27 protein-coding genes, 1 tRNA gene and 1 pseudogene are annotated in these 25,207 nt (G+C 58.5%); 16 read left to right on the plus strand and 13 right to left on the minus strand.

Features of this window, described 5'->3' with window-relative positions; genetic code table 11:
* Positions 1–67: 67 nt before the first annotated feature.
* Entirely contained in the window at positions 68–508 is a 441-nt protein-coding gene (locus MO767_RS14905) for a hypothetical protein (RefSeq protein WP_282481121.1), read from the minus strand.
* Here MO767_RS14905 and MO767_RS14910 point away from each other — a divergent pair.
* The gene (locus MO767_RS14910) at positions 507–962 is read left to right on the plus strand and encodes a tRNA (cytidine(34)-2'-O)-methyltransferase (RefSeq protein ID WP_007949025.1); all 456 of its coding nucleotides are present in this window, start codon (positions 507–509) and stop codon (positions 960–962) included. The two genes, MO767_RS14905 and MO767_RS14910, sit on opposite strands and share 2 nt — an antisense overlap.
* A 121-nt stretch (positions 963–1,083) precedes the next feature.
* Here the strand turns inward: MO767_RS14910 and secB are convergent, their stop codons facing one another.
* Genes secB through MO767_RS14925 form a run of 3 tightly spaced genes read right to left on the minus strand, consistent with a single transcriptional unit; the run spans position 1,084 to position 2,286 of the window.
* On the minus strand, positions 1,084–1,575 hold the full coding sequence (secB, locus tag MO767_RS14915) for a protein-export chaperone SecB (RefSeq protein ID WP_201115337.1): 492 nt from the start codon (positions 1,573–1,575) through the stop codon (positions 1,084–1,086).
* A 41-nt stretch (positions 1,576–1,616) separates the two neighbouring features.
* Positions 1,617–1,871, minus strand: a complete 255-nt coding sequence (grxC, locus tag MO767_RS14920; RefSeq protein WP_008149430.1) for a glutaredoxin 3 — start codon at positions 1,869–1,871, stop codon at positions 1,617–1,619.
* A 1-nt stretch (position 1,872) separates the two neighbouring features.
* The gene (locus MO767_RS14925; protein WP_282481122.1) at positions 1,873–2,286 is read right to left on the minus strand and encodes a rhodanese-like domain-containing protein; all 414 of its coding nucleotides are present in this window, start codon (positions 2,284–2,286) and stop codon (positions 1,873–1,875) included.
* A gap of 153 nt (positions 2,287–2,439) precedes the next feature.
* Between MO767_RS14925 and gpmI the strand changes: the two genes are divergently transcribed.
* The 5 genes from gpmI (at position 2,440) to MO767_RS14950 (ending at position 9,290) form a co-directional block, all read left to right on the plus strand.
* The gene (gpmI, locus tag MO767_RS14930) at positions 2,440–3,969 is read left to right on the plus strand and encodes a 2,3-bisphosphoglycerate-independent phosphoglycerate mutase (protein WP_282481123.1); all 1,530 of its coding nucleotides are present in this window, start codon (positions 2,440–2,442) and stop codon (positions 3,967–3,969) included.
* Positions 3,970–4,150: 181 nt separating this feature from the next.
* Positions 4,151–5,443, plus strand: coding sequence for a murein hydrolase activator EnvC (locus MO767_RS14935; protein ID WP_282481124.1), 1,293 nt, complete (start codon positions 4,151–4,153; stop codon positions 5,441–5,443).
* A gap of 34 nt (positions 5,444–5,477) precedes the next feature.
* On the plus strand, positions 5,478–6,797 hold the full coding sequence (locus tag MO767_RS14940; RefSeq protein WP_033058280.1) for a S41 family peptidase: 1,320 nt from the start codon (positions 5,478–5,480) through the stop codon (positions 6,795–6,797).
* Position 6,798: 1 nt separating this feature from the next.
* Complete coding sequence (locus MO767_RS14945; RefSeq protein ID WP_282481125.1) at positions 6,799–7,581, plus strand: divergent polysaccharide deacetylase family protein; 783 nt, start codon at positions 6,799–6,801, stop codon at positions 7,579–7,581.
* 197 nt (positions 7,582–7,778) lie between these two features.
* A complete protein-coding gene (locus MO767_RS14950) occupies positions 7,779–9,290 on the plus strand; it encodes a serine protease (protein ID WP_282481126.1) in 1,512 nt (503 codons plus the stop codon).
* Here MO767_RS14950 and MO767_RS14955 read toward each other — a convergent pair.
* Positions 9,271–9,492 (minus strand): annotated as a pseudogene (locus MO767_RS14955) (amino acid ABC transporter substrate-binding protein); the annotation flags it as partial. The gene MO767_RS14950 and the pseudogene MO767_RS14955 overlap by 20 nt on opposite strands.
* A gap of 82 nt (positions 9,493–9,574) precedes the next feature.
* On the opposite strand from MO767_RS14955, the gene MO767_RS14960 reads away from it, so the two are divergent.
* Positions 9,575–11,035 (plus strand): serine protease, encoded by a 1,461-nt coding sequence (locus MO767_RS14960; protein ID WP_282481127.1) that lies wholly within the window; start codon positions 9,575–9,577, stop codon positions 11,033–11,035.
* Here MO767_RS14960 and MO767_RS14965 read toward each other — a convergent pair.
* The 7 genes from MO767_RS14965 to MO767_RS14995 all read right to left on the minus strand — a co-directional run bounded on the left by MO767_RS14965 (position 11,032) and on the right by MO767_RS14995 (position 16,842).
* Positions 11,032–11,787 (minus strand): ABC transporter substrate-binding protein, encoded by a 756-nt coding sequence (locus tag MO767_RS14965; RefSeq protein ID WP_282481128.1) that lies wholly within the window; start codon positions 11,785–11,787, stop codon positions 11,032–11,034. The genes MO767_RS14960 and MO767_RS14965 overlap by 4 nt on opposite strands.
* Positions 11,788–11,864: 77 nt before the next feature.
* Positions 11,865–12,635, minus strand: coding sequence for an imidazole glycerol phosphate synthase subunit HisF (hisF, locus tag MO767_RS14970; protein ID WP_007897430.1), 771 nt, complete (start codon positions 12,633–12,635; stop codon positions 11,865–11,867).
* Between the two features lie 9 nt (positions 12,636–12,644).
* Positions 12,645–13,382: a 1-(5-phosphoribosyl)-5-[(5-phosphoribosylamino)methylideneamino]imidazole-4-carboxamide isomerase gene (hisA, locus tag MO767_RS14975; protein WP_007897434.1), complete on the minus strand. Its 738-nt coding sequence runs from the start codon at positions 13,380–13,382 to the stop codon at positions 12,645–12,647.
* Between the two features lie 42 nt (positions 13,383–13,424).
* Entirely contained in the window at positions 13,425–13,682 is a 258-nt protein-coding gene (locus MO767_RS14980; protein WP_008024930.1) for a DUF2164 domain-containing protein, read from the minus strand.
* Positions 13,683–14,321 (minus strand): imidazole glycerol phosphate synthase subunit HisH, encoded by a 639-nt coding sequence (hisH, locus tag MO767_RS14985; protein WP_282481129.1) that lies wholly within the window; start codon positions 14,319–14,321, stop codon positions 13,683–13,685.
* Complete coding sequence (gene hisB / locus MO767_RS14990; RefSeq protein ID WP_003218037.1) at positions 14,321–14,914, minus strand: imidazoleglycerol-phosphate dehydratase HisB; 594 nt, start codon at positions 14,912–14,914, stop codon at positions 14,321–14,323. Before hisB ends, hisH begins: the two co-directional genes overlap by 1 nt.
* Before the next feature lie 263 nt (positions 14,915–15,177).
* Entirely contained in the window at positions 15,178–16,842 is a 1,665-nt protein-coding gene (locus MO767_RS14995; protein WP_282481130.1) for an OFA family MFS transporter, read from the minus strand.
* A 221-nt stretch (positions 16,843–17,063) separates the two neighbouring features.
* On the opposite strand from MO767_RS14995, the gene MO767_RS15000 reads away from it, so the two are divergent.
* From MO767_RS15000 to MO767_RS15020, 5 genes are all read left to right on the plus strand, one after another.
* Positions 17,064–17,468, plus strand: coding sequence for an acetyl-CoA sensor PanZ family protein (locus MO767_RS15000; protein WP_282481131.1), 405 nt, complete (start codon positions 17,064–17,066; stop codon positions 17,466–17,468).
* A 78-nt stretch (positions 17,469–17,546) separates the two neighbouring features.
* Positions 17,547–19,763, plus strand: a complete 2,217-nt coding sequence (locus MO767_RS15005) for an AsmA family protein (RefSeq protein ID WP_282481132.1) — start codon at positions 17,547–17,549, stop codon at positions 19,761–19,763.
* Complete coding sequence (gene mutY / locus MO767_RS15010) at positions 19,760–20,827, plus strand: A/G-specific adenine glycosylase (RefSeq protein ID WP_282481133.1); 1,068 nt, start codon at positions 19,760–19,762, stop codon at positions 20,825–20,827. The genes MO767_RS15005 and mutY overlap by 4 nt, the downstream gene beginning before the upstream one ends.
* Complete coding sequence (locus MO767_RS15015; RefSeq protein WP_008149405.1) at positions 20,824–21,096, plus strand: oxidative damage protection protein; 273 nt, start codon at positions 20,824–20,826, stop codon at positions 21,094–21,096. The genes mutY and MO767_RS15015 overlap by 4 nt, the downstream gene beginning before the upstream one ends.
* 103 nt (positions 21,097–21,199) lie before the next feature.
* Positions 21,200–21,275 (plus strand) — tRNA-Phe (locus MO767_RS15020).
* A 105-nt stretch (positions 21,276–21,380) separates the two neighbouring features.
* Here the strand turns inward: MO767_RS15020 and MO767_RS15025 are convergent.
* Positions 21,381–21,830, minus strand: a complete 450-nt coding sequence (locus MO767_RS15025; RefSeq protein WP_282481134.1) for a carboxypeptidase regulatory-like domain-containing protein — start codon at positions 21,828–21,830, stop codon at positions 21,381–21,383.
* A 259-nt stretch (positions 21,831–22,089) separates the two neighbouring features.
* Here MO767_RS15025 and MO767_RS15030 point away from each other — a divergent pair, with 259 nt between their 5' ends.
* The 4 genes from MO767_RS15030 to MO767_RS15045 all read left to right on the plus strand — a co-directional run bounded on the left by MO767_RS15030 (position 22,090) and on the right by MO767_RS15045 (position 25,104).
* Positions 22,090–23,148, plus strand: a complete 1,059-nt coding sequence (locus MO767_RS15030; protein ID WP_282481135.1) for a PDDEXK nuclease domain-containing protein — start codon at positions 22,090–22,092, stop codon at positions 23,146–23,148.
* Positions 23,149–23,217: 69 nt separating this feature from the next.
* A complete protein-coding gene (locus MO767_RS15035; RefSeq protein ID WP_282481136.1) occupies positions 23,218–24,192 on the plus strand; it encodes an alpha/beta fold hydrolase in 975 nt (324 codons plus the stop codon).
* A 37-nt stretch (positions 24,193–24,229) separates the two neighbouring features.
* Positions 24,230–24,646 (plus strand): hypothetical protein, encoded by a 417-nt coding sequence (locus MO767_RS15040; RefSeq protein WP_282481137.1) that lies wholly within the window; start codon positions 24,230–24,232, stop codon positions 24,644–24,646.
* Between the two features lie 5 nt (positions 24,647–24,651).
* A complete protein-coding gene (locus MO767_RS15045; RefSeq protein ID WP_046045548.1) occupies positions 24,652–25,104 on the plus strand; it encodes a hypothetical protein in 453 nt (150 codons plus the stop codon).
* Positions 25,105–25,207: the final 103 nt, after the last annotated feature.

Genomic DNA, 25,207 nt, shown 5'->3' on the forward strand with positions numbered 1-25,207 from the left:
CACGACGCAATGCGCGAGCCCTGCCGTTTTGGGGACCTTGGTACAGGCAGGCCGGGGATTCCCTCTTTTATTGCTCTCGGAGATGGATCTCCAGCCGCCAGCGGTCATCGACCTCGCTACCGGCCCACTCGCCCTGCAGTGGCCGGGCCGCCACCACCGTCAGCAACAACCCCCCATCACTCAAACGCACGCGCCAGTTCACGCTTTTGTCGTTGATTTTGAGCTGACCTTTCTGCGCCTTGCCTTCAGCCTCGAACAGCAGCGCGAGGCTACCGTCGACGAACTCGCCGTGAGCCTTGGGTTCGTTGTTGAACCACACCACCAGCCCATCGTTCGTGACCTCGACCTGCTGCAATTCGCTGGGATCGGGAGTGGTCAGGCGACCGATCATCAGCCCCACCATCACCCCGACAATCGCCAGCGAAGCCATCACTCGCGGGAATAGCTTCGAACGCGGGTCAGCTTCAGGCGTAGAATGCCGGTCATCTTTACCTTCGGAGCCGTGCATGTTTCACGTCATCCTTTTTCAACCAGAAATTCCGCCGAATACCGGCAACGTTATCAGGCTGTGCGCCAACAGTGGCTGCCACCTGCATTTGATCGAGCCGCTGGGCTTCGAGATGGACGACAAGCGCCTGCGCCGGGCCGGCCTCGATTACCACGAGTATGCCACCCTGCAGCGCCACGCAGACCTCGCCAGCTGCCTGGAAAGCCTCGGTCATCCTCGGTTGTTCGCCTTCACCACCAAGGGCTCGCGGCCGTTCCACGACGCCAGCTTCGCCGAGGGCGATGCGTTCCTGTTCGGCCCGGAAAGCCGTGGCTTGCCGGCAGAAGTACTCGATGCCCTGCCCGGCGAGCAGCGCCTGCGCCTGCCGATGCGTGAAGGTTGCCGCAGTCTGAACCTGTCGAACACCGTGGCCGTCGCCGTCTACGAAGGTTGGCGCCAGCTCGGGTTCAAGTAATACCCATAACAAATGTGGGAGCGAGCCTGCTCGCGAAGAGGGCGTGTCGGTCGACATCACTACCGACTGAAACACCGCTTTCGCGAGCAGGCTCGCTCCCACATGGGTGTTGCTGAACCGCTTATTGAACGGTCGGAGTCTCGCCCGCAGCCTGCATGCGTTGCAGTTCTTGTGCGTACAGCGCGTCGAAGTTCACCGGGGCCAGCATCAGCGCCGGGAACGAACCGCGTGTGACCAGGCTGTCCAGGGTTTCGCGAGCGTACGGGAACAGGATGTTCGGGCAGAACGCGCCGAGGGTGTGGCTCATCGAAGCGTCGTCGAGGTTCTTGATCAGGAAGATCCCGGCCTGTTGCACTTCAGCGATGAACGCCACTTCTCCGTTATCACCGTTCTTAACGGTCACGGACAAGGTCAGCACGACTTCGTGGAAGTCGCCTTCCAGAGCCTTTTGACGGGTGTTCAGATCCAGACCGACGCTCGGTTCCCACTGCTGGCGGAAGATTGCCGGGCTTTTCGGGGCTTCGAAGGACAAGTCACGTACGTAGATGCGCTGCAAGGAGAATTGCGGTGCGGTTTCTTCTTCGCTAGCTGCAGTGTTCTGTTGGTCAGTCATCTCAGATCCTTTCTGATCTTGGGGTCTTAGAGGGAAGGCATTCAGGCCTTGAGCATGGCGTCGAGCTTGCCGGCGCGCTCAAGGGCAAACAAATCATCACAACCACCCACGTGGGTGCTGCCGATCCAGATCTGCGGCACGGACGTACGTCCGGCCTTCTGAGCCATGGCGGCACGCACCTGCGGCTTGCCATCGACCTTGATCTCTTCGAAGGCCACGCCTTTGTTCTCGAGCAGGTACTTGGCTCGCGAACAGTAAGGGCAGTAATCGCTGGAATAGACGACGACGTTGCTCATATCACTTCACCAGCGGCAGGTTGTCGCCTTTCCAGCTGGAAATACCGCCGGAGAGCTTGGCGGCGATGAAGCCGGACTTCATCAGTTCGCGGGCATGCGTGCCGGCAGTCTGGCCCATGGCGTCGACCAGGATGATGGTCTTGGCCTTGTGCTTTTCCAGTTCGCCGACGCGAGCGGTCAGTTTGTCGTGAGGAATGTTCAGCGCGCCAACGATGTGACCGGCGGCGAAGTCCTTGGTCGAACGAATGTCGATCACAACGCCCGCGTCCTTGTTGACCAGCCCGGTCAGTTCACCGGTGCTCAGGCTGCGGCCGCCGCCTTGCATCTGATAGGCCAACAGCAAGGCCGCCAGTACAACGAAGATACCCACGAGAATGTAGTGGTTGGTGGCGAATTGAATCAGATGATCAACCATCGAAGGAGGTTCCAGGGCGTTAAAATGTCGGCCAGTATACACAGCCACTATGGTGGGCCAAACCCCGTCCGGCGGTGACGCCGTCGGAACTTCGCTTTAAACTGCCACTCCCTTTTCCATCGCCCTCTATTAACTCAGCCACGAGTGGAATCCATGACTACCACGCCTAAACCTTTGGTCCTGATTATTCTCGACGGCTTCGGTCACAGTGAGAGCCCTGAATCCAATGCCGTGTTTGCGGCGAAGAAGCCCGTACTGGACCGTCTGTGGGCCACCGTGCCGAACGGCCTGATCTCGGGCAGCGGCATGGACGTCGGCCTGCCGGATGGCCAGATGGGCAACTCCGAAGTCGGCCACATGAACCTCGGCGCCGGTCGTGTGGTGTATCAGGACTTCACTCGCGTGACCAAATCGATCCGCGATGGCGAGTTCTTCGAGAACCCGACTATCTGCGCCGCTGTCGATAAAGCCGTCGCTGCCGGTAAAGCCGTGCACTTCATGGGCCTGCTGTCCGATGGCGGCGTTCACAGCCACCAGGATCACCTGGTTGCCATGGCCGAACTGGCTTTCAAGCGCGGCGCCGAAAAAATCTATCTGCACGCCTTCCTTGATGGACGCGACACGCCGCCGAAAAGCGCTCAGTCGTCCATCGAACTGCTGGATGCGGCCTTCCAGGCCCTCGGCAAAGGCCGGATCGCCAGCATTGTCGGCCGTTACTTCGCCATGGACCGCGACAACCGTTGGGACCGCGTATCCCAGGCTTACAACCTGATTGTCGATGGCAACGGCGAATTCAACGCCGCCACCGCTCAGGAAGGCCTGCAAGCCGCGTACGATCGCGGCGAGAGCGACGAATTCGTCAAAGCCACCTCCATCGGCGAACCGGTGAAAGTCGAAGATGGCGACGCCGTGGTGTTCATGAACTTCCGCGCTGACCGCGCCCGCGAACTGACCCGCGTGTTCGTCGAAGACGATTTCAAGGAATTTGAACGTGCCCGCCAGCCAAAACTGGCCGGCTTCGTCATGCTGACCCAGTACGCCGCCAGCATTCCCGCGCCATCGGCCTTCGCCGCGGGCAGCCTGGACAACGTGCTGGGCGATTACCTCGCGAAAAACGGCAAGACCCAGCTGCGCATCGCCGAAACCGAGAAGTATGCCCACGTAACCTTCTTCTTCTCCGGCGGCCGTGAAGAACCGTTCCCGGGCGAAGAACGCATCCTGATCCCGTCGCCAAAAGTCGCCACCTATGACTTGCAGCCCGAGATGAGCGCGCCGGAAGTCACCGACCGCATCGTCGATGCCATCGAAAACCAGCGTTACGACGTGATCGTGGTCAACTACGCCAACGGCGACATGGTCGGCCACAGCGGCGTGTTCGACGCAGCCGTAAAAGCCGTTGAATGCCTCGACCTGTGCGTCGGCCGCATCGTCGATGCGCTGGAAAAAGTCGGCGGCGAAGCGCTGATCACTGCCGACCACGGCAACGTCGAGCAAATGGCCGACGAATCCACTGGGCAGGCGCACACCGCTCACACCACCGAGCCGGTGCCGTTCATTTATGTCGGCAAACGTGACTTCAAGGTGCGTGATGGCGGCGTGCTGGCGGATGTGGCGCCGACGATGCTGATGTTGATGGGCCTGGAAAAACCGGCGGAAATGACCGGGACATCGATTCTGGTGTAACCCGCCCCTCAGACGCCACTAAACCCTGTGGGAGCCCGCTCCCACAGTGGTTTTTTGTGCTTTCGAAGACTAATTACCCCTGCATCCCACTCCAGTTATCACACAACCCCAATTGGGCATTTTTTTTGCCACGCTTGGCGGGCATACTAGGCCGTCCCTTTCCCTGGTGTCGCCCGCCTCTATGCTTCGCGTCCTGATAGCCCTTGCTCTGACATGCCTGCTCCAACCGGCCTTTGCTGACGAGCGCGCGCAAACCCAACAACAGTTGGACGCCACGCGTCAGGACATTGCCGAGCTGAAAAAACTGCTGGGCAAACTCCAGGAAGAAAAATCCGGTGTGCAGAAAGACCTCAAAGGCACCGAGACCGAGATGGGCAAGCTCGAGAAGCAGGTCGAGGCCCTGCAAAAAGAGCTGAAGAAAAGCGAAGCCGAGCTGCAGCGACTCGATGCCGAGAAAAAAAAACTCCAGAGCGCGCGCATTGAACAGCAGCGACTGATCGCCATTCAGGCCCGCGCGGCCTATCAGAACGGCCGTCAGGAATACTTGAAGCTGTTGCTCAACCAGCAGAACCCGGAAAAATTCGCCCGCACCCTTACCTATTACGACTACCTGAGCCAGGCCCGCCTGGAGCAGCTGAAGAATTTCAACGAAACCCTGCGCCAACTGGCCAATGTCGAAAAAGACATCGCCATGCAGCAGGCGCAATTGCTGGTGCAGAAAAGCAGCCTCGACAGCCAGCGCGACGAACTCGACAAAGTCCGCAAGGAGCGTCAGCAAGTCTTGGCCAAGCTCAGCGACGACGTGAAGGTCCGCGATCAGAAGCTGGCAGCCCGCGAGCAGGATCAGGCAGACCTGTCTAAAGTCCTTAAAACCATTGAAGAAACCTTGGCCCGTCAGGCCCGTGAGGCAGAAGAAGCGCGGCAAAAAGCGCTGATCGCCCAGCAGGAAGCCGAAAAAAAGCGTTTACGTGAGGCTCAGGAACAGGCGGATGCCACTGACGCCCCACGTAAACCGGTTAAATCAACACCTGGCGCACTGGTTTCAAGTTCAGGCGAAACCTTCGGCGGCGCTTTTGCTTCAACTCGCGGCAAACTTCCGTGGCCCGTTGATGGTCGACTGCTGGCACGCTTTGGTGAATCCCGTGGCGACGACGCCCGCACCAAGTGGGACGGCGTGATGATCAGCGCCTCCGCCGGCAGCCAGGTGCACGCCGTGCATGGCGGTCGCGTGGTGTTCGCCGACTGGTTGCGAGGCGCCGGGCTGCTGGTGATTCTCGACCACGGCAACGGTTTTTTGAGTCTTTATGGTCACAACCAGACGCTGCTCAAGTCTGCGGGTGACGTGGTAAAAGCCGGTGAGTCCATCTCCACTGTGGGTAACAGTGGCGGGCAGGACACACCAGCGCTGTATTTCGCTATTCGTCAGCAGGGTCACCCGAGTGATCCGGCGCAATGGTGCCGCGCGCAAGGATAGGCGTTGAGTCACCTACATTAGGAGTTCGTTCGACATGCTGCATTTGTCCCGCCTTACCTCGCTGGCCCTGACGATCGCCCTGGTGATCGGCGCGCCTCTGGCGTTCGCCGCTCAACCGGCCCCGGCGGTCGCGCCTGCGGGCACGGCTGCGACCACCAAGGCGCCGTTGCCGCTGGAAGAGTTGCGCACCTTTGCCGAGGTCATGGATCGGATCAAGGCCGCCTATGTCGAACCGGTGGACGACAAGACCCTGCTGGAAAACGCCATCAAAGGCATGCTCAGCAACCTCGACCCGCACTCCGCCTACCTGGGCCCGGAAGACTTCGCTGAGTTGCAGGAAAGCACCAGCGGCGAATTCGGCGGCCTGGGCATCGAAGTTGGCGCCGAAGACGGTTTCATCAAGGTCGTTTCACCGATCGATGACACCCCGGCCTCCAAGGCTGGCATTCAGGCCGGCGACTTCATCGTCAAGATCAACGGCCAGCCGACCCGCGGCCAGAGCATGACCGAAGCCGTGGACAAGATGCGCGGCAAGATCGGCCAGAAAATCACCCTGACCCTGGTGCGCGACGGCGGTACACCGTTTGACGTGACCCTGGCCCGCGCCATCATTCAAGTGAAGAGCGTGAAGAGCCAGCTGCTGGAGTCCGGCTACGGCTACATCCGCATCACCCAGTTCCAGGTCAAGACCGGCGACGAAGTCTCCAAGGCCCTGGCCAAGCTGCGCAAGGACAACGGCAAGAAGCTCAAAGGCATCATCCTCGACCTGCGTAACAACCCGGGCGGCGTGCTGCAAGCGGCGGTGGAAGTGGTCGACCACTTCATTACCAAGGGCCTGATCGTTTACACCAAGGGCCGTATTGCCAACTCTGAATTGCGCTTCTCCGCCACCGGCAAGGACGAAAGCGAAGCCGTGCCAATGGTCGCGCTGATCAACGGCGGCAGCGCCTCGGCCTCGGAAATTGTCGCCGGTGCCTTGCAGGACCAGAAACGCGCGGTGGTCATGGGCACCACCAGTTTCGGCAAAGGCTCGGTACAAACCGTGCTGCCGCTGAACAACGACCGCGCACTGAAGATCACCACGGCACTGTATTACACGCCGAACGGCCGCTCGATCCAGGCTCAGGGCATCGTCCCGGACATCGAAGTGCGCAAGGCCAAGATCACCAACGAGCAGGACGGCGAGTACTTCAAGGAAGCCGATCTGCAAGGTCACCTGGGCAATGGCAACGGCGGCGCCGACAAACCGACCAGCTCCAGTGGCAAAGCCAAGGCGATGCCGCAGGATGACGACTACCAGTTGGCCCAGGCCCTGAGCCTGCTCAAAGGGTTGAGCATCACCTCCGGCCGCTGAGATGCGCCTGCGGTTACTCCTCGGTCTGTTGTGTTGTCTGGCGGGTGTTGCTCACGCAGCGCCCGCCCCTCAAAAGGCCTACATCACTCTGATCATCGATGACCTGGGGCAGAACCTGCCCCGGGATCGTCGCGTGCTCGCCCTGCCCGGCCCGGTGACCACGGCGATCATGCCTGACACACCCCACGCCACCGAATTCGCCCGCGAAGCTCACCGCGCCGGCAAGATCGTCATCCTGCACATGCCCATGGACCCGGCCACCGGCCCGTTCGCCTGGCACCCCGACTTGCCCATCGACGAACTCGAGAAACGCCTGAACGCTGCGCTCAAGGTCGTGCCCTATACCGCTGGCATCAACAATCACATGGGCAGTCGCATGACCTCTCAGACAGCCGCCATGACCTGGTTGATGGCCGACTTGCAACGCCGGCACAAATTCTTCGTCGACAGCCGTACCAGCGCGCAAACCGTGGCGGCCGCCGAGGCACAGAAGATTGGTCTAGCGAGCGTTTCGCGGGATGTATTCCTGGATGACGAGCCCACTGAAGCCGCGATCTTTACTCAGCTACAGACGGCTATCAGCCTGGCGCGCAAACAGGGTTCTGCGGTGATGATCGGGCATCCTTATCCGCAAACCCTGGCGGTGCTGGAGCGCGAGCTGCCCAAGCTCAAGGCTCAGGGCATTGAGTGGATCGATATAAAGTCGATGATCGGACTGCGCGGCAATCGCGCAACGGCCGCGCATGGGAAGGACGGTAATTACCGACTGCCGCAAACCCGGTAATCTCACTGCAATTAGTTAGTTAATTTCAAACTTTATCAGCACCGATAAATGACCACCCCCACTTACCCTCCACTCGCCACCTCTTCACAATCGGACACACATCAACAGATAACACCTCCCCACTTCAATTACACTTCTTTCGCACCACAGCAACATTCAACTTTATTAACATCCACATTCACAACCAAGGATCGGTTATGAATTACAAATCTATTGTACGTACGACTATCCCACTCATAGCACTCACATTCTCCCTGGCCTCTTGCGCTTACACTGTTCCCGAGCCACCGGAGCCCGTCCTGCTCAGTAATGCTGACGGACAATACGCCCACTGGAACGGCATCGGAGAAACATTCAAGGATGGCAACCGCTATTGCACGGCAAGTTTGCTTGATACTCGCGACGCAACGGGTACTTCTACAGGTCCTGCTTACCTATTGACTAATGGGCACTGTACTTCAATCACCTCCGGCACAGCAGCCGATATTCCATACGACGGCCAGGTACAGTTCAACTTTTTCCACGATACGATGGAAGGCGCCAAGCGTTACGACATCCACAAGGTAAACTGGACCAGCCTCGCCAGTTCCGATGTCGCTATCCTGGAACTGACCGACTCGCTGGATACACTGCTGAAGGACGGAATGACGCCCCTCAAGCTAGCGTCTAAAGCGCCTGCAGAACCCCGCCCGATTCAAGTCTTTGGCGCGCCTGGAATCGCCCCCGGCCTCAGGCTGTCAACCTGTACCCTAGAGCCAACGAACACCGCGTTGATCAAGTTCTTCACCGTCCACACCGATTACCAGAAGCACGACTGCAAGGGTATTGCACGAGGCTCTTCAGGGTCTCCCGTTCTTGATGCGGCGACAGGAGAAGTTATCGGTGTATTGTCCGGAACGACTTATGGTATCTCAACGGATGATTTATGTTTCTGGCATGCACTGTGTGGAAATAATCAAAAAAAATCCATCTTGCCTGATCAGGCAAGCCACAGTTTTCCTGTTGACTACCTTTCTTACTGCTTCACCAATGGACGTTTTAATGCAGACGCCCAATCCTGCACAATAAAGCCCGCTTTCAATTTCGAATCCGAAAGAAACGCCGACATCACACTTTATAGAAAACCCGTCGACCACAATGATCAAGCACCTGTCTGGGATGTCGACTTTTCGATGAGTACAGTTTTCTATCGCTTTAAAACAGTACGCGACGCACACGCTTGTTATTTGGCGGATCACTATAGCCACCCGATCAGCACAACCAATGCGAAAGTTGATGCAGAGATCGGTCGAGAGGAAGGTTTGTATTATCTTTGCCTGGTGGGTGTCGAGTCAGCCGAGCAACGACCTAGCGTCGGATTACGCAGAAACACCCAAATACTGACTGCCCGGCTAGTCGAACCAACCTTCGCGACACTACCTGAACCGACTGTCACATTTAGATTCTCAGAGAAATATGTTTCTGTCCGCTGGCTCGAAAAGTATTCCCGTTCCATTTGGACTCGATACTACGATAACGACCTTGGCGAACGTAATTGCTCTGATATAGATCGCAGGGAGTATGCAAAAACAACTTCTGGACTTGCTATTCCACTGGAATCTCTTCCAGTGACGCTTTGCAGTTACTTCGAGGACAGGAATTTTAATACTTCCGAGGTACACACAGTCCTGGTGCAAGCCCCCACAACGGTCACAGATACCGCGCCATGAAGTCGTCCACCATGCCTTCCTGGCGCAGCTGACCGCGCAGTCTGAAACTTGGCGACTATCTCAGTACAGTCTTGAGACCCGTCACACCATCCTGCCGAGCGAGGCAACGGCCGGCAGGATCACCCTTCGCCCAAAGGTCGATCTGACCGTTGACCAGTTTCTTCGCATTGTCCTGATCGCGCACCACCACAGCGCACTCGAGGCAATAACTATCTATATCTCTGGGCACAATGATGCGTGCAAGGATAGGACTCACTCTGAATTTCATCACCCAAGGAATGGCCATGAAATGCATTAATCATCTGTCCGCCTGGGGACTTGCCTGCCTCTTGGCCGCGAGCCCCTCTGCACACGCACGAGACCTGGGAGAAGGCACTGTCAACAACTCAGGTTCAAAAGCCCTTCAAAACAGTAACAACCAATACGTAATCTGGAGCGGCATCGGACGCCTTGCCCTCAGCACCGGCGCGTCCTGCACCGCCGCTCTTCTTGATACCAGAAACAGACAAGGCAAAGCGGTGGGGCCGGCCTATCTGATTACCGCCGGCCACTGCGTTGTCTTTGCGTACGGTACCGCCCGAACGGACGAACCCATCGAAGCGAATATCACCTTCAACTACTTCCATGACACGCCCAAGCATCACATTACCTATCCGGTTCGAATTGCTCGCTGGACCAGCATGGTGGGCACCGACCTGGCGATAGTCGAGGTTGGGACTTCGCTGGAAACCCTTATCAAAAAGGGTATCAACCCACTCAAACTCGCTAGCCATCAGAGCCTCGAAGCCCATAACGTACTCAACCTTGGTGCACCTGCGGGCTATCTAGAGAAAGGGTTACGCTTGAGCGCCTGCTCAGAAGAAACGGCCGGAACCTTCATTGATCATCCAGGCGTATTTTCGCAGGCCATGAAAAACCTCTGCGATTTGCGTGGTGGTAGCTCTGGAAGCCCGATGCTTGATCGCCAGACCAATGAAATCACCGGCATCGTCAGCAAAGTTGCAGCCAGGTTAAAAAAGGAGGCATCGCCTGATTGCACAACGGCAGCCTGTCAGGCGGCCACCGTTAATTACAGCTACCCGGCCAACTTCCTGCATCAGTGCTTTATCGAGGGTGTTTTCGATGTCAATGCGCCGGACTGTTCACTCAAGCCTGTGAATCTTACGGTTACGCAGCCTTGGAACATCAAGCCTTATGTGCACACACAAAAAAACACTGCTGGGCAAATTACGCTACCAACGTGGAATTTCAGGTTTTCGCTTGACGATCCGTTCTATCGCTATAAAGCCGTGCGCAATGCCAGAGACTGTCAAACACGTCGCAACTACAGCGACGCCATTCACTCCGAAGATGCCTACATCAACAACGATATAGGCCCTCAACCCGGTACCCATGCGCTATGCATCATCGGTGCCGCCTCGCAGGAGCAACCACTCACCCAGTCATCGCTGAAAAATGCTTTTACCCACGCGGTGTATTTGACCTCCGCCGAGCCGATGCCCAGCATCAGCCCTGATTACCGTGTCACCTGGGAACTCTTGCATGCGGAATTCATCCACAATTTCTTCTACTCAGCTCCCGCTGACGGTCAGCACTGTGGCGACATTGACGACCCTCGCTACAAGCCTGTTCCCGAGAGCATCACCTTCGCCGAAGAACAATTGCCGGTCATGCTGTGCAGTTACGTTCGCAATCGTTCCGGACATCCGTCATCGATACGCACCGACCTGATTGGACAGCCCTAGAGATACCGCGCCATGATGTCGTCCACCACGCCTTCCTTGCGCAACTGATCCAGCGCGGCCTGAAGCTTGGCGACGATTTCGTCGGACACGTCTTTGTTCAGTGCCAGATAAAGTTGGGCACTGTTGAAACGCAGGACGGTCTTGAGGCCAGTTACACCATCCTGCCGAGCGAGGTAACGGCCGGCAGGATCACCCGTCGCCCAAAGGTCGATCTGGCCATTGACCAGTTTCTTCGCGTTGTCCTGATCGCGCAGCACCACGATGGGCTTGAGCCCCTGTTTGGCCAATGTCTCGGCAATTGCATCGCCCTTGTAGGCGCCGATCTTGTATTTGCGCGCCTGCTCCAGCGACTCAAGGCTGATCTTGCTGTCAGCCTTCGCCAGCATGATCCAGTCGTCCGGGCCGATCGGGCCAACCCACTTGAACAGGTTCTCGCGATCCGGCAACCGCGCCATCACAAATACGCCGTAACCGGGCTTCTCAAGGGCGAGCTTGTAGATTCGCTCCCAAGGGAAACGCAACGTCAGGCTGTAGGTGACTTCGGCGCGTTTGAACATCTCGCGGACGATGTCCACCGCGACGCCATTGATGTTCTCGTCCAGAGCGAAGTTCTTGCCGTTCTTCGCCATGTTGTACGGGGGGAAATTTTCAGTCAGCAGCACCAGACCGGTGTCGGGATTTTCTGCGGCATGCGCTCCATTGATGAGCAATAGAGAAGCGCTGGCGAGGACAAGAAGAAGGCGTTTAAGCATGTCTGGCTACCTAGATCCATGGCGTACCCAAGAGTGCCCTGAGCCCGCCATGATGTCCACTGGCCTGTATCGGTTGTTTAGCGCATCACGATGCCGCGATGAGCCATGTAGGCCTTGGCTTCCTGCACGGTGTATTCGCCAAAGTGGAAAATACTCGCCGCCAACACTGCACTGGCGTGGCCTTCCAGAATGCCGTCAGCCAAGTGCTGCAGGTTGCCGACGCCGCCAGAAGCAATCACCGGAATACCCAATGCATCGCTGATCGCGCGGGTAACGCCCAGATCGAAGCCGTTTTTCATGCCGTCCTGATCCATGCTGGTCAGCAGGATTTCACCGGCACCCAGGCCTTCCATCTTCTTCGCCCACTCGACGGCGTCGAGACCGGTTGGCTTGCGACCGCCGTGGGTGAAGATTTCCCAGCGTGGGGTCTCGCCCGGGCCGGAAACCTTCTTGGCGTCGATAGCAACGACGATGCACTGCGAACCGAAATGCTGAGCCGCTTCACCAACAAACTCAGGATTGAATACCGCAGCAGTGTTGATCGAAACCTTGTCCGCGCCAGCATTGAGCAGATTGCGAATGTCCTGCACGGTACGCACACCGCCACCCACGGTCAGCGGGATGAACACCTGGCTGGCCATGCGTTCGACGGTATGCAGCGTGGTGTCGCGACCGTCGACGCTGGCGGTGATGTCGAGAAAGGTAATCTCGTCGGCACCTTGCTCGTCGTAGCGACGGGCGATTTCCACCGGGTCGCCGGCATCACGGATGTTCTCGAACTTGACGCCCTTGACCACCCGGCCGTTATCCACGTCCAGGCAAGGGATGATGCGTTTGGCCAGCGCCATGGTCAGTCCTCAGCCTTTGTACGAATCGCAGAAAGCTTGCGCTTCAGCGACATCGAGGGTGCCTTCGTAAATCGCCCGGCCGGTGATGGCGCCGATGATGCCTGGCGCCTTGGCGTCGAGCAGCGACTTGATGTCACCCAGATTGTGGATACCGCCGGAAGCGATCACCGGAATCTTCGTCGCAGCGGCCAGGGCGGCGGTGTACGAAACGTTGCAGCCCTGCATCATGCCGTCTTTGGCGATGTCGGTATAAACGATCGCGGATACGCCGTCGGCTTCGAATTGCTTGGCCAGGTCGATGACCTGAATGGTGCTGATTTCAGCCCAGCCGTCGGTCGCAACGAAACCGTCTTTGGCATCCAGACCGACGATCACTTTGCCCGGGAACGCACGGCAGGCTTCAGCAACGAAAGCCGGATCTTTCACGGCTTTGGTGCCGATGATCACGTAGCTCACGCCCGCTTTTACGTAGTGTTCGATGGTTTCCAGGGAGCGAATACCGCCGCCGATCTGAATCGGCAGGTTCGGGTAGCGCTTGGCAATGGCGGTGACCACCTCGCCGTTGACCGGCTGGCCTTCGAAGGCGCCGTTCAGGTCGACCAGATGCAGACGACGGCAACCGCCCTCCACCCACTTGGCAGCCATGCTCACCGGGTCATCGGAGAACACCGTGGAATCTTCCATGCGGCCCTGGCGCAGACGAACACAGGCACCGTCTTTGAGATCGATAGCGGGAATAATCAGCATCTGGCAAACCTTCAAATTCGAGTATTCAGCTTCGCTCGGAAATCAGTTTTTCTCGAGCGCCCACAGGTCGCTTTCGATGCTTTCGAACCTCTCTTTGAGGTGCGTCTGCACATCGAAAATCGCCCTGTTGTAATAGTGCGGAGCAATTTCGCGGGTAAACAGCTCCAGGATTTCAGCCGCCTCGAACGAACCCAGGTCCAGCTCGAAGCGATCTTCCATGAAGCGTTTGATCTTGTGATTGGCCTCGTTCTCCTGCTCAGGAGTGAGGGTCAGGATCGGCGGCTTTTTCTTGACAGCCATTTACCAGCGACCATCCCACGCGGCGAAGTTCTGCAGCAATTGCAGGCCATGGGTATGGCTCTTCTCCGGGTGGAACTGCACAGCGAAACGCGAGCCATCGGCCAGCGCAGCGGCGAAATCGACACCATAGTGACCGCCACCCACCACTTGCCGCGGGTTGCCGGCAGCGATGTAGTAGCTATGCACGAAGTAGAATCGCGCCAGGTCCGGAATGTTGTGCCACAGCGGGTGACTCACCGTCTGCTTCACTTCGTTCCAGCCCATGTGCGGGACTTTCAGGTGTTCGCCGTCTTCGTGCAGGTCTTTGCCGAAGAACTTCACCGCGCCCGGAAACAGGCCGATGCAGTCCACGCCCTCGTTCTCTTCACTGCTGTCGAGCAAGGCTTGCATGCCCACGCAGATGCCGAGGAACGGGCGGTCCTGGCTGACTTCACGCACCAGCGAATCAAAGCCCAGGCGACGGATCTCCGCCATGCAATCGCGAATCGCGCCGACGCCGGGAAATACCACCCGGTCGGCTTCGCGAATCACATCAGCATCGCTGGTGATCAAGACCTTGCCGGCACCAACGTGCTCGAGGGCCTTGGCCACCGAGTGCAGGTTGCCCATGCCGTAATCGATAACCGCGACCGTCTGCATTACAGAACGCCTTTGGTCGACGGCATCTGACCGGCCATGCGGTCATCCAGCTCTACGGCCATGCGCAGGGCGCGGCCGAATGCCTTGAACACCGTTTCGATCTGGTGGTGGGTGTTGGTGCCACGCAGGTTGTCGATGTGCAGGCTGACCAGCGCATGGTTGACGAAGCCCTGGAAGAATTCCTGGAACAGGTCAACGTCGAAACCGCCGACGGTGGCGCGGGTATAAGGAACATGCATCTGCAGGCCCGGACGGCCGGAGAAGTCGATCACCACGCGCGACAGCGCTTCATCGAGCGGCACATAGGCGTGGCCGTAGCGACGGATGCCTTTCTTGTCGCCGATGGCTTTGGCGAAGGCCTGACCCAGGGTGATACCGACGTCTTCCACCGTGTGGTGGTCGTCGATATGCAGGTCGCCCTTGCTGACAATATCCAGGTCGATCAGCCCGTGACGGGCGATCTGGTCCAGCATGTGCTCAAGAAAAGGAACACCGATATCAAATCGGGCCTTTCCGGTGCCATCCAGGTTGATCGAGGCTTTGATCTGGGTTTCCAGAGTGTCGCGCTCGACTGACGCCTTACGTTCGGCCATCACCAGCTCCGCAAAATCATTGGGCGAAAAAGGCAGCCATTATAGGGGCGCGGGCCGGAAACAGAAACACGGGAGGTGATATCACTGACGGACTGAATCCCGTGTTGTCGGGGATAGACATGTCCATACAACTCATTTTGGACACCCCAAAACCAACTGTAGGAGTGAGCCTGCTCGCGATGGGGGCCTCACATTCAACATTTCTGTCGACTGTCAGACCGCTATCGCGAGCAGGCTCACTCCTACAGGGGTACTGCGTTTACTTAGTGGAAGAGGACCGCAGTCTTCTGCAGGGTCACCCAAACACCCCACGCCAACGGAATACCCACCACCAGCCACGCAGCAACCGCCAGCGGCTTGGTGCCCGGCGCCGCTTTCCACTCCAGCGAGGTGCTGCTATCAGCACCTTTGTCGTGGCCCAGCGCCTGTTCGGCCGCCAGTTCAGCGTCGGTCATGAAGTACTTGTCAGCCACCGGACGCACCAGCAGGTTGCAGATGAAACCCAGCACCAGCAGGCCCGCGAGGATGTACAGGGTGATGTCGTAAGCCGCGGCGCGTTCAACGCCGATGCTCAGCTGATACTCACGCAGGTAGTTCACCAACACCGGCCCCAACACGCCCGCCGCCGCCCACGCCGTCAGCAGACGACCGTGGATCGCGCCGACCATTTGCGTACCGAACAGATCCGCCAGGTAAGCCGGCACCGTCGCAAAGCCACCACCGTACATCGACAGGATGATGCAGAACGCCGCCACGAACAGCGCAACGTTGCCCAGATGACCGAGGTTCGGGATCAGCGCGTACAGCGCAAAACCCAATGCGAAGAACACGAAATAAGTGTTTTTGCGGCCCAGGTAATCCGAAAATGAGGCCCAGAAGAAGCGGCCACCGATATTGAACAGGCTCAGCAAACCGGTAAAACCGGCAGCAATCGCAGCGATCGAAGCCAGTTGCGAAGCATCGAGCTGACCGAAAGTCAGGCCGTTACCCAGCAACTTGCCGGCAAACACTTCCTGCAACAGCGGCGAAGCCATGCCGAGGATGCCGATACCCGCCGAAACGTTCAGGCACAGCACCAGCCACACCAGACGGAATTGCGGGGTTTTCCAGGCCACGTTCACGTGGACGTGACGGTGGGTGATCATCGCGTTGGAAGCTTTCTTCGCCGGAGCGGTCCAGCCTTCAGGCTTCCAGCCGGTTGGCGGAACGCGGTAGGACAGTGCACCACCGATCATGAACACAAAGTAGATCGCGGCCATCACCAGGAAGCTCTGCCATACGCCGACGCTGGTTGGCGAAGCGAAGTGGCCCATCAAGGCTGCGGCCAGCGGAGCACCGACCATCGCGCCACCGCCGAAACCCATGATCGCCATGCCGGTTGCCATGCCGCGCTTGTCCGGGAACCACTTGATCAAGGTCGAGACCGGCGAGATGTAACCCAGGCCCAGGCCGATACCGCCAATGACCCCGGAGCCGATCCACATCAGCCATATCTGGTGGGTATAGACCCCCAGCGCTGAAATCAGCAGACCGCCACACCAGCACAGTGCCGATACAACGCCTGCCTTGCGTGGCCCGGCGTGTTCGAGCCAGCCGCCCCAGATGGCGGCCGAGCAACCAAGGAAGATGAAGAACAGGGTGTAGATCCAGCCGAGCATAGAGATCGGCCAGTCACATTGGGACGAGAAGACTTGCGAGATGAAGCTCACGTCCGGCGCGCAGGTCACTGCCTTGGTCACGCCCAGTGCTTTGGACAGTGGCAACCAGAACACCGAGAAGCCGTAGGCCATGCCGATGCAAAGGTGAATGGCCAGGGCGGCCGGTGGTACCAGCCAACGATTGAAACCGGGCTTGGCGATGATGCGCTCCTTGGACAGGAACGCAGGCTGGCCGGCTTTGAGGCCGTCCGCCGTGATGCTCGTGGTCATTGTGTATCCCCCAATTATTAGTAGGGTTCGCCAGCCATTCTTCACCCCCAGCCTTTATGCGCACGCATGACTGTTTTTGAGGTGAAGCTTCATTTTGGTGCGACATCACGTCACAGAAGGACGGACGAACCGGCAGAGGTTACCATCTGCACGTGACAGAAAAACCAAAGTGATATCACCTTTTATGTGTCATCAGTTCTCGTACCACTGAAGGAGCCCTCATGCCGATCATTGTCGAGCCGCTAAACGAAGCCACTTATCAGGATCAGCAGGATTTGCAGAAGATCTACCGCGATGCTCCGGACTGGCTGTTTGCCCCGTTTGCCGGAGATTTTCAGCTGATCGAAGGCTGCCTGCTGGACGGCTCGCTGATCGCGGGCCGCTTCAACGATCGATTGTTAGGTGCGGCACGCCTGCAACGGCACCAGGATGTCTGGCACCTGTCTCAACTCTGCGTACGAAAAATTACCCGTCGTCGTGGCGTGGCTGAGCGCCTGGTGAACGAAGCCCAGAAAATGGCGTCGCAATCGGGCGCGACATTGCGCCTGCTGGCGCCTGCCGGGCATCTGGAGGCGCAAGCGCTGGCGGCCAAACTGAAAATCCCGTTGGATGTAATGCCAACGTGATCGCTGACCGGTCGTCCGCTGCGGAGCGCTATACTCCCCGGCTAAATTTCGAATTCGACTAACTACAAGGACTCGCCCATGAAAGCGTTCGGCAAAATCCTGGGTCTGGTACTTCTCGGGCTGTTGCTGATCATTGTGGCGCTGGGCTTTGCCCTGACCCACCTCTTTGATCCCAACGACTATAAAGACGAGATTCGCCAGATAGCCCGCGACAAGGCCCACATCGAGCTGACGCTCAATGGCGATATCGGTTGGAGCCTGTTCCCGTGGCTGGGCCTGGAATTGCACGAAGCCAGCGTCGCGACCCTGGCTAAGCCCACGGAGCCGTTCGCTGACTTGCAGATGCTGGGCCTGTCGGTCCGCGTGCTGCCGCTGCTGCGCCGTGAAGTGCAGATGAGCGATGTACGCGTCGAAGGCCTGAACTTGCGCCTGACCCGCGACAAGGACGGCCACGGCAACTGGCAAGACATCGGCAAGGTACCGGCGCCGGCCACACCGCCCGCGACCACTGGCGAACCAACGACCGAGACCACCGCCCAAGCGGAAAAACCGGCCCAGCCGATGCGCCTGGACATCGACAGTCTGACCGTCAACAACGCCCGCGTTGAATACAGCGACGAAAAAACCGGCAAGCAATTCAGCGCCGAAAGCATCCAGCTGAGTACCGGCCCGGTGCATGACTCCACGAACATCCCGGTCAAACTCACCGCGTTCCTGGGCACCAACCAGCCGGTCTTGCGTGTCCGTACCGAGCTCAACGGCGAGCTGCGTTTCGAGCGCGCACTACAGCGCTACAAATTCGAAGACATGAAACTCTCTGGCGAAGTGGCCGGCGATCCGCTGCAAGGCAAAACCATGACCTTCGCCGCCCAGGGGCAGTTGCTGCTGGATAAAGCGGCGAACGTCGCCGAATGGACCGGCATCAAGATCTCTGCCAACCAACTGCGCGCATTGGGTGAACTGAAGGTCAACGACCTCGACAAAACCCCGCAAATCAGCGGCGGCCTGTCGATCGCCCAATTCGATCTGGCGAAATTCGTCGACAGCATCGGCCAGACGCTTCCGGCGATGGCTGAAGGCAGCCTGAGCAAAGTCGAACTGGTCAGCCGCCTTGCCGGCACGCCGACCAGCGTGATCCTGGACAACATCAACCTGAAAGTCGACGACAGCACCTTCAGCGGTCGCATCGCCGTCGAGGACTTCGGCAAGCAATCGCTGCGGGCGACTCTCAAGGCCGACACCTTCAACGTCGACCGTTATCTGCCACCAAAATCCTCCGAAGCCAATAGCGCGACACAAGTGCGTCAAGCCGAAGTCGCCAGCACCGAAGCCGATGCCATGGCCGGCGCGGGCAGCACACCGCTGCCGCAAGCGCCGACCAAAGACGCGTGGAGCAACGAGCGGCTGCTGCCGGTGGAGCGCCTGAGCAAACTCGACGTGGACGCTGACCTGACCTTCGGCCAGTTGACCCTCGATAAATTGCCGATCCAGAACGCTGCGCTCAAGGCCACAGGCCAGGGCGGTCTGCTGACACTGGAAAGCCTTCGCGGCGACCTGTACGACGGCAACTTCGACGCCAAAGGTACGCTCGACGTGCGCCAACAGGTGCCGGCGCTGAACATGCAGACAAGCATCAGCAAAGTACCGGTGGAAAAAATCCTCGAAAGCCAGGGTAAAAATCCGCCGGTCAAAGGTCTGGTGACACTCAACAGCAACCTGACCGGCAGCGGCAACAGCCAGAAAGCGCTGATCGAAACCCTCAACGGCAATGCCAGTTTCGTCATCAACAACGGCGTGCTGCTCAATGCCAACCTGGAACAACAGCTGTGCAAAGGCATCGCCACCCTGAACCGTAAATCCCTCAGTGGTGAGCCACGGGGCAAGGACACACCGTTCCAGGAGCTCAAGGGCAACCTGACCTTCCGTAACGGCGTGGCCAGCAACCCGGACCTGAAAGTGCGCATCCCGGGCATGACCGTCAAGGGCGACGGCGATGTCGATCTGCGAGTGCTGGGCATGGACTACCGCGTGGGCATTATCGTCGAAGGCGACAAGAGCGACATGCCGGACCCGGCGTGCCAGGTCGGCGAGAAGTTCGTCGGCATCGAGTGGCCGCTGCGCTGCCGTGGCCCGCTGGAACTGGGCGCCAAGGCTTGCCGCCTCGATAACGAACGCATGGGCCAGGTCGCGAGCAAACTGGCTGGCGATAAAATCAGTGAAAAAATCGACGAGAAGCTTGGCGACAAAGTCAGCCCTGAACTGAAAAATGCGTTGAAGGGGCTGTTCAAGCGATGAGAGCCGAGCAGTTTTCATCGGCGGTGCTGGACTGGTACGACCGCCACGGCCGTCACGATTTGCCCTGGCAACAGGGCATCACCCCGTATCGGGTGTGGGTCTCGGAAATCATGTTGCAGCAGACCCAGGTCAGCACGGTGCTGAACTACTTCGACCGCTTCATGGCCTCGTTGCCGACGGTCGAAGCCCTGGCCGCTGCGCCGGAAGACGAAGTCCTGCACCTGTGGACCGGCCTCGGTTACTACACTCGTGCGCGCAATTTGCAGAAGACCGCGAAGATTGTTGTCGCCGAGTACGGCGGCGAGTTTCCGCGGGATGTGGAAAAACTCACGGAGCTGCCGGGTATCGGCCTGTCCACGGCCGGCGCCATCGCCAGCCTGAGCATGGGCCTGCGGGCGCCGATCCTCGACGGCAACGTCAAACGGGTGCTGGCGCGCTTTACTGCGCAAGAGGGCTATCCGGGCGAGCCAAAGGTCGCCAAACAGCTGTGGGCGAACGCAGAGCGCTTTACGCCGCATGATCGGGTCAACGCCTACACCCAGGCAATGATGGATCTGGGCGCCACGCTTTGCACCCGTAGCAAGCCGAGCTGCCTGCTCTGTCCGCTCGAAAAGGGCTGCGAAGCGCACATGCTCGGCCTGGAGACACGCTACCCGATCCCCAAGCCGCGCAAAGCCGTGCCACAGAAGCGTACGCTGATGCCGATGCTCGCCAACGGCGAAGGCGCGATTCTGCTTTACCGTCGCCCTTCCACGGGCTTGTGGGGCGGTCTATGGAGCCTGCCGGAACTCGACGACCTCGACGACCTGCAACATCTGGCCTCGCAGCATTCGCTGGAGCTTGGCAGCCAACAGGCGCTGCCGAGCCTGGTACACACCTTCAGTCATTTTCAGTTGTCCATCGAACCCTGGCTGGTTCAGGTCCAGGAGGCCGGCCATCACGTGGCCGAGGCCGACTGGCTCTGGTATAACCTCGCCACCCCGCCGCGCCTGGGCCTTGCCGCCCCGGTCAAAACCTTGCTCGAACGCGCGGCCGCCGTATTGAACGCAGGAGAGTTGTCATGACCCGCACCATCATGTGCCGCAAGTACAAAGAAGAACTGCCCGCCCTGGAGCGCGCTCCATTCCCGGGCGCCAAAGGTCAGGACATTTTTGACCACGTCTCGGCCAAGGCCTGGGCCGACTGGCAGAAACACCAGACCCTGCTGATCAACGAAAAACGCCTGAACATGATGAACGCCGAAGACCGCAAATATCTTCAAGGCGAGATGGACAAGTTCTTTTCCGGCGAGGAATACGCCAAGGCTGACGGCTACGTTCCGCCGGCTGAATAATCCCGCTTTTTCGAGGGTCGGAACGTAAGCGACGGTAATAATTAAAATTTTTTTGAAAACTTTCTTGACGACCCCCTGAAAAACCAGTTTAATGCGCCCCGTTGCCCAGATAGCTCAGTCGGTAGAGCAGGGGATTGAAAATCCCCGTGTCGGCGGTTCGATTCCGTCTCTGGGCACCAAATACCGAAAACCCTGAATCGCAAGATTCAGGGTTTTTTTATGTCTGGGATTTGATTACGCCCGGTTTTCAGCATCCGATCTGTGATGCGCGTGTCCCTTCCCGGCTACTCATCGCCATTCCAATGGAAAACCAGATTGCGAGCAGTGCCGCTCCCGACATCGGTTGTTTCACGTCGCTCCACACCATTGCGGGTCGCGACAACGGTGTACTTGCCAGCAGGCAGCTGAACGTAAACCAACGGGCCAGCCTGGCTGAGCGTCAGCACGGTCTGCCCCGGGGTTTTCTGCACAACCACATCAACATCTGGAACGTACTTGCTCTCCGGCCCGATGGAGAATGTCATGTGCAGGTTGTAGCCCTTGGCTTGCTCGATGGCCTTCGACTCATCCTCGCCAATCCCCCCGGACAGGTAACTAATCCCGCTTTGCTGTTGCGGCTGGACTTGTACACCTGAGCTGTCGATGGGCTCGAGACTGGCAGCGTTCAGCATGACGGGAAACATCAATACGCCAACAGCGGCGATAGGCAACAGAAGTGAATGGACGTACTTCATGAGGGCGACTCCCGGGCTCCGCAGAACCCAATCTGTACTCCTGTTAGATTTCCTGCTGAATAGCCAAGTTTTAGATTGATTAGTACTTGGGTTCACTGCGAATCGGACTACACGTTGTATTCCTCAAGCGCGAATTGCCGTCGGCGTGATCCCGCAAAACCAGTCGGACTTTCCTTCCGAATTACCAGCCCCGCCCGGCATCGCTGACCAACCTCCCCCTGCAATCCTCTTCTGCCTTCATCCAGCCGCGGAAGACTTCATGAGCGCACTCAAACCCGATAACACCCAAGACCCACAACTCACCTCACTGCTTGGCAATCTTGGCGAATTGATACGTCAGGCGCGGCAGAAGGTGCTACGTGCGGTCGATACCGTCCAAGTGCAAACCTGTTGGCAGATCGGACGGCATATTGTGGAGCTTGAGCAGGAAGGGGCCCGGCGAGCGGGTTATGGCAAGCAGTTGCTGTCGACGCTGGCGAAAAGTCTGACAGCAGAGTTTGGCAAGGGCTTTGACATCTCCAACCTTCGCTACATGCGCCTGTTCTATCAAGCATTCCCAATTCGTGACGCACTGCGTCACGAATTGAGCTGGACCCACTATCGCAGACTGCTGCGCGTCGATAACGACCACGCTCGCCATTGGTACATGAACGAATCAGCCATGCAGAACTGGTCAAGTCGCGCACTGGAACGCCAGATCAATACGCTCTACTACGAACGCCTGCTGGCAAGCCGCGACCGTTGCGCCGTCAAGCAGGAAGCTGCCACCAACATCCAGAAAACGGACTTACACCCTCGGGATTTCATCAGGGATCCGGTGATTCTGGAGTTTCTTGGGTTGCCCAATGCGGGCTTAGTCCAAGAAAGCGATCTCGAACAGGCACTGATCAATCAGCTTCAGGCTTTTCTGCTCGAACTGGGCAAAGGTTTCGCCTTCATCGCTCGCCAGCAACGCATCAGTACAGAGAGCAAAGACTTCTACATCGATCTGGTGTTCTACAACTACCTGCTCAAGTGCTTCGTCATCTTCGACCTCAAGCGCGGCGTACTGACCCACCAGGATGTCGGCCAGATGGACATGTACGTACGCATGTACGACGACCTCAAGCGCGGACCGGAGGATCGTCCCACCGTCGGCCTCATACTCTGCGCGCAAAAAGATGAATCGGTGGTGCGCTATTCAGTGCTGCAAGGCAACGAACAACTGTTCGCCAGTACCTACAGACTGGTACTGCCGAGCGAGGAGGAACTTCGCACAGAACTGGATCGGGAATGGGCGGTGCTTGAGGAGCGATTACTCAAGCAGAGGCCCCGATAAGCACGGGTGGATTGTTCATAGGCAGCGTGAAGACTATTGTTGGCAGCTACCCGCAAAGGTCAAAAACCGATGAATTTGCAGGACCCGTCCTCGCTGGCCTCCACTCAAATGGAGTTACCGCTGCCAGCCTACGCTCCCGGCGAGCCGTTCAAGGAGCACGCCACAGATGGCTTCACTCTTGGCGGATTCACCTGGCGGCATGCGCTATCGGACTCAAGACGCCCGGTCGTCATCATCAACGCCGCCACCTCAGTCCGCTGTCGCCACTACTCGCGCTTCGCCGATTACCTGTACGCCAACGGCTTCGACGTGATCACTTACGACTACCGTGGCATCGGCGAATCGCGACCCGCGTCGCTGAAAGGGCTTCGGGCTTCATGGTCCGATTGGGGCGCGCTGGACTTTGAGGCGATGCTCAAGCGCGCTCAGCGTGAATTTCCCGGGCAACCCATCGATGTTGTAGGCCACAGCTTTGGAGGCTGTGCAGCGGGCCTCGGAGCTTCCGGGCATATGATTCGACGTCTGGTGACCGTCGGTGCGCAATTCGCGTACTGGCGCGATTACGCGCCCGCCCATCGCTGGCGGATGTTCGGCAAGTGGCACCTGGTGATGCCGTTGATGACATTACTTTGCGGCTACTTCCCCGGCAAACGCCTCGGCTGGCTAGAGGACACCCCCGCTGGCGTGGTTCGCGACTGGAGCATGCCCACCGCGCACTACGAGAAACGCCCCAGCGGTCGCGTCCTTCATGCAAAATCCGGGCGACTGCCCTTCTCATCCGTCACCGCACAAAACCTGGCCATTAGCATCAGCGACGATCCTTACGGCACGATCCCAGCCATCGAACGGCTGCTGGGTTACTTCACCAACAGCACGAACGCCCACTTGCGAATCGCCCCCGAAGACATCGGCGAAAAAGAAGTCGGACATTTCGCCTTTTTTCGTAGCGCATACCAAGCCACACTATGGCCCATTGCATTGTCCTGGTTGCAGACCGGCAAACTGGCCCCCGACACACCTGGGCGGCTAGTGCCACGCAACTGACTGATGCGCCCTCTCAACGAAATACGGAACGACGCCCATGGCATCCGCCAACAAGCAGAACAAACGCGCCACACGCGCCAAAGCCAAGGCCAAGCAGAACCGCACCCAACGGGCCGCCGCGCCGGTCGAGCTGGACCCGAACGACGACCGCATCGACTTCGAATCGGTCGACCTTACCGACCTGTTCAAAGAAATGATCGACGCGGAAAAAATCAGCCAACAAGCTATGTGCGCGGCGTTTCTCGAACACCCGCTGCTCGCGCTGGTGCTGGAGCAGGAAGGCGAAGAAACAGCGACAGACTTTATCGTCGCCGCGCTGATCGAATATCGCCAATGGTCCACCGAAGTCGACGAAGCCGGCGCCTTGGCGTGGATCGAATCACCGGCCTTCCAGGCCGACTACGTGGCGGCGTCCGACGCCATCGCGGCCCAAACACAACCGAAAGCGAACTGAATTTAATGGCATCCCTGAACAAGCAACAGAAACGCGCCAAACGCGCCAAGATCAAAGCCAAGCAAATCAACATCCACGGCAGAAAACCCGCCGCACTGGACGATGACCTGGGTGAAATCGGCGAGCCGATCCCGGAATACACCCTGGCAATGTTCAGCAAAATGCGCGACGCAGAAGCCACCAGCCGCAACGACATGCTGCTGACCCTGCTGTCGAACCTCGCCGGAATCATTAGCGACCATCCAGAACTGCTGGACATGGAAAACGCCGACAACGAAGCCATGGCCGCCACTCACCTGGCCGCCGACATGCTGATCGATTACCGCATGTGGGCCGACGGCATGGACCGCGACACAGCCCAGGCCTGGCTGACGGATCCGCAGTTCATCACTGACTTCGGCACGGCGCTCGACAGCTATCGCGAGTCGCTGGATGCTCAGGAAGAAAAGGCCGAGTAAACACAGGTCAAGCCATAACGCGACCTGTAGCAGCTGGCGAAGCCTGCGTTCGACTGCGAAGCAGTCGTAAAACCTGCGCACGAGGTAATTCTGAAGGACCGCA

Origin of the sequence: Pseudomonas sp. UYIF39 (genome assembly GCF_029963765.1) — a bacterium.
In the GTDB taxonomy this organism is placed as follows: domain Bacteria; phylum Pseudomonadota; class Gammaproteobacteria; order Pseudomonadales; family Pseudomonadaceae; genus Aquipseudomonas.

Excerpts from the sequence above, each read along its gene's own strand:
- MO767_RS14905 (WP_282481121.1), bottom strand. The coding sequence starts at position 508 with ATGCACGGCTCCGAAGGTAAAGATGACCGGCATTCTACGCCTGAAGCT.
- mutY (WP_282481133.1), top strand. The coding sequence starts at position 19,760 with ATGAGAGCCGAGCAGTTTTCATCGGCGGTGCTGGACTGGTACGACCGC.
- MO767_RS15005 (WP_282481132.1), top strand. The coding sequence starts at position 17,547 with ATGAAAGCGTTCGGCAAAATCCTGGGTCTGGTACTTCTCGGGCTGTTG.
- grxC (WP_008149430.1), bottom strand. The coding sequence starts at position 1,871 with ATGAGCAACGTCGTCGTCTATTCCAGCGATTACTGCCCTTACTGTTCG.
- MO767_RS15045 (WP_046045548.1), top strand. The coding sequence starts at position 24,652 with ATGGCATCCCTGAACAAGCAACAGAAACGCGCCAAACGCGCCAAGATC.
- MO767_RS14980 (WP_008024930.1), bottom strand. The coding sequence starts at position 13,682 with ATGGCTGTCAAGAAAAAGCCGCCGATCCTGACCCTCACTCCTGAGCAG.
- MO767_RS15030 (WP_282481135.1), top strand. The coding sequence starts at position 22,090 with ATGAGCGCACTCAAACCCGATAACACCCAAGACCCACAACTCACCTCA.
- MO767_RS15040 (WP_282481137.1), top strand. The coding sequence starts at position 24,230 with ATGGCATCCGCCAACAAGCAGAACAAACGCGCCACACGCGCCAAAGCC.
- MO767_RS14935 (WP_282481124.1), top strand. The coding sequence starts at position 4,151 with ATGCTTCGCGTCCTGATAGCCCTTGCTCTGACATGCCTGCTCCAACCG.
- MO767_RS14995 (WP_282481130.1), bottom strand. The coding sequence starts at position 16,842 with ATGACCACGAGCATCACGGCGGACGGCCTCAAAGCCGGCCAGCCTGCG.
- secB (WP_201115337.1), bottom strand. The coding sequence starts at position 1,575 with ATGACTGACCAACAGAACACTGCAGCTAGCGAAGAAGAAACCGCACCG.
- hisA (WP_007897434.1), bottom strand. The coding sequence starts at position 13,382 with ATGCTGATTATTCCCGCTATCGATCTCAAAGACGGTGCCTGTGTTCGT.
- MO767_RS14940 (WP_033058280.1), top strand. The coding sequence starts at position 5,478 with ATGCTGCATTTGTCCCGCCTTACCTCGCTGGCCCTGACGATCGCCCTG.
- MO767_RS14960 (WP_282481127.1), top strand. The coding sequence starts at position 9,575 with ATGAAATGCATTAATCATCTGTCCGCCTGGGGACTTGCCTGCCTCTTG.
- MO767_RS14925 (WP_282481122.1), bottom strand. The coding sequence starts at position 2,286 with ATGGTTGATCATCTGATTCAATTCGCCACCAACCACTACATTCTCGTG.
- MO767_RS15035 (WP_282481136.1), top strand. The coding sequence starts at position 23,218 with ATGAATTTGCAGGACCCGTCCTCGCTGGCCTCCACTCAAATGGAGTTA.
- gpmI (WP_282481123.1), top strand. The coding sequence starts at position 2,440 with ATGACTACCACGCCTAAACCTTTGGTCCTGATTATTCTCGACGGCTTC.
- hisH (WP_282481129.1), bottom strand. The coding sequence starts at position 14,321 with ATGCAGACGGTCGCGGTTATCGATTACGGCATGGGCAACCTGCACTCG.
- MO767_RS14950 (WP_282481126.1), top strand. The coding sequence starts at position 7,779 with ATGAATTACAAATCTATTGTACGTACGACTATCCCACTCATAGCACTC.
- MO767_RS15025 (WP_282481134.1), bottom strand. The coding sequence starts at position 21,830 with ATGAAGTACGTCCATTCACTTCTGTTGCCTATCGCCGCTGTTGGCGTA.
- MO767_RS15000 (WP_282481131.1), top strand. The coding sequence starts at position 17,064 with ATGCCGATCATTGTCGAGCCGCTAAACGAAGCCACTTATCAGGATCAG.
- MO767_RS15015 (WP_008149405.1), top strand. The coding sequence starts at position 20,824 with ATGACCCGCACCATCATGTGCCGCAAGTACAAAGAAGAACTGCCCGCC.
- MO767_RS14945 (WP_282481125.1), top strand. The coding sequence starts at position 6,799 with ATGCGCCTGCGGTTACTCCTCGGTCTGTTGTGTTGTCTGGCGGGTGTT.
- MO767_RS14965 (WP_282481128.1), bottom strand. The coding sequence starts at position 11,787 with ATGCTTAAACGCCTTCTTCTTGTCCTCGCCAGCGCTTCTCTATTGCTC.
- MO767_RS14910 (WP_007949025.1), top strand. The coding sequence starts at position 507 with ATGTTTCACGTCATCCTTTTTCAACCAGAAATTCCGCCGAATACCGGC.
- hisF (WP_007897430.1), bottom strand. The coding sequence starts at position 12,635 with ATGGCGCTGGCCAAACGCATCATCCCTTGCCTGGACGTGGATAACGGC.
- hisB (WP_003218037.1), bottom strand. The coding sequence starts at position 14,914 with ATGGCCGAACGTAAGGCGTCAGTCGAGCGCGACACTCTGGAAACCCAG.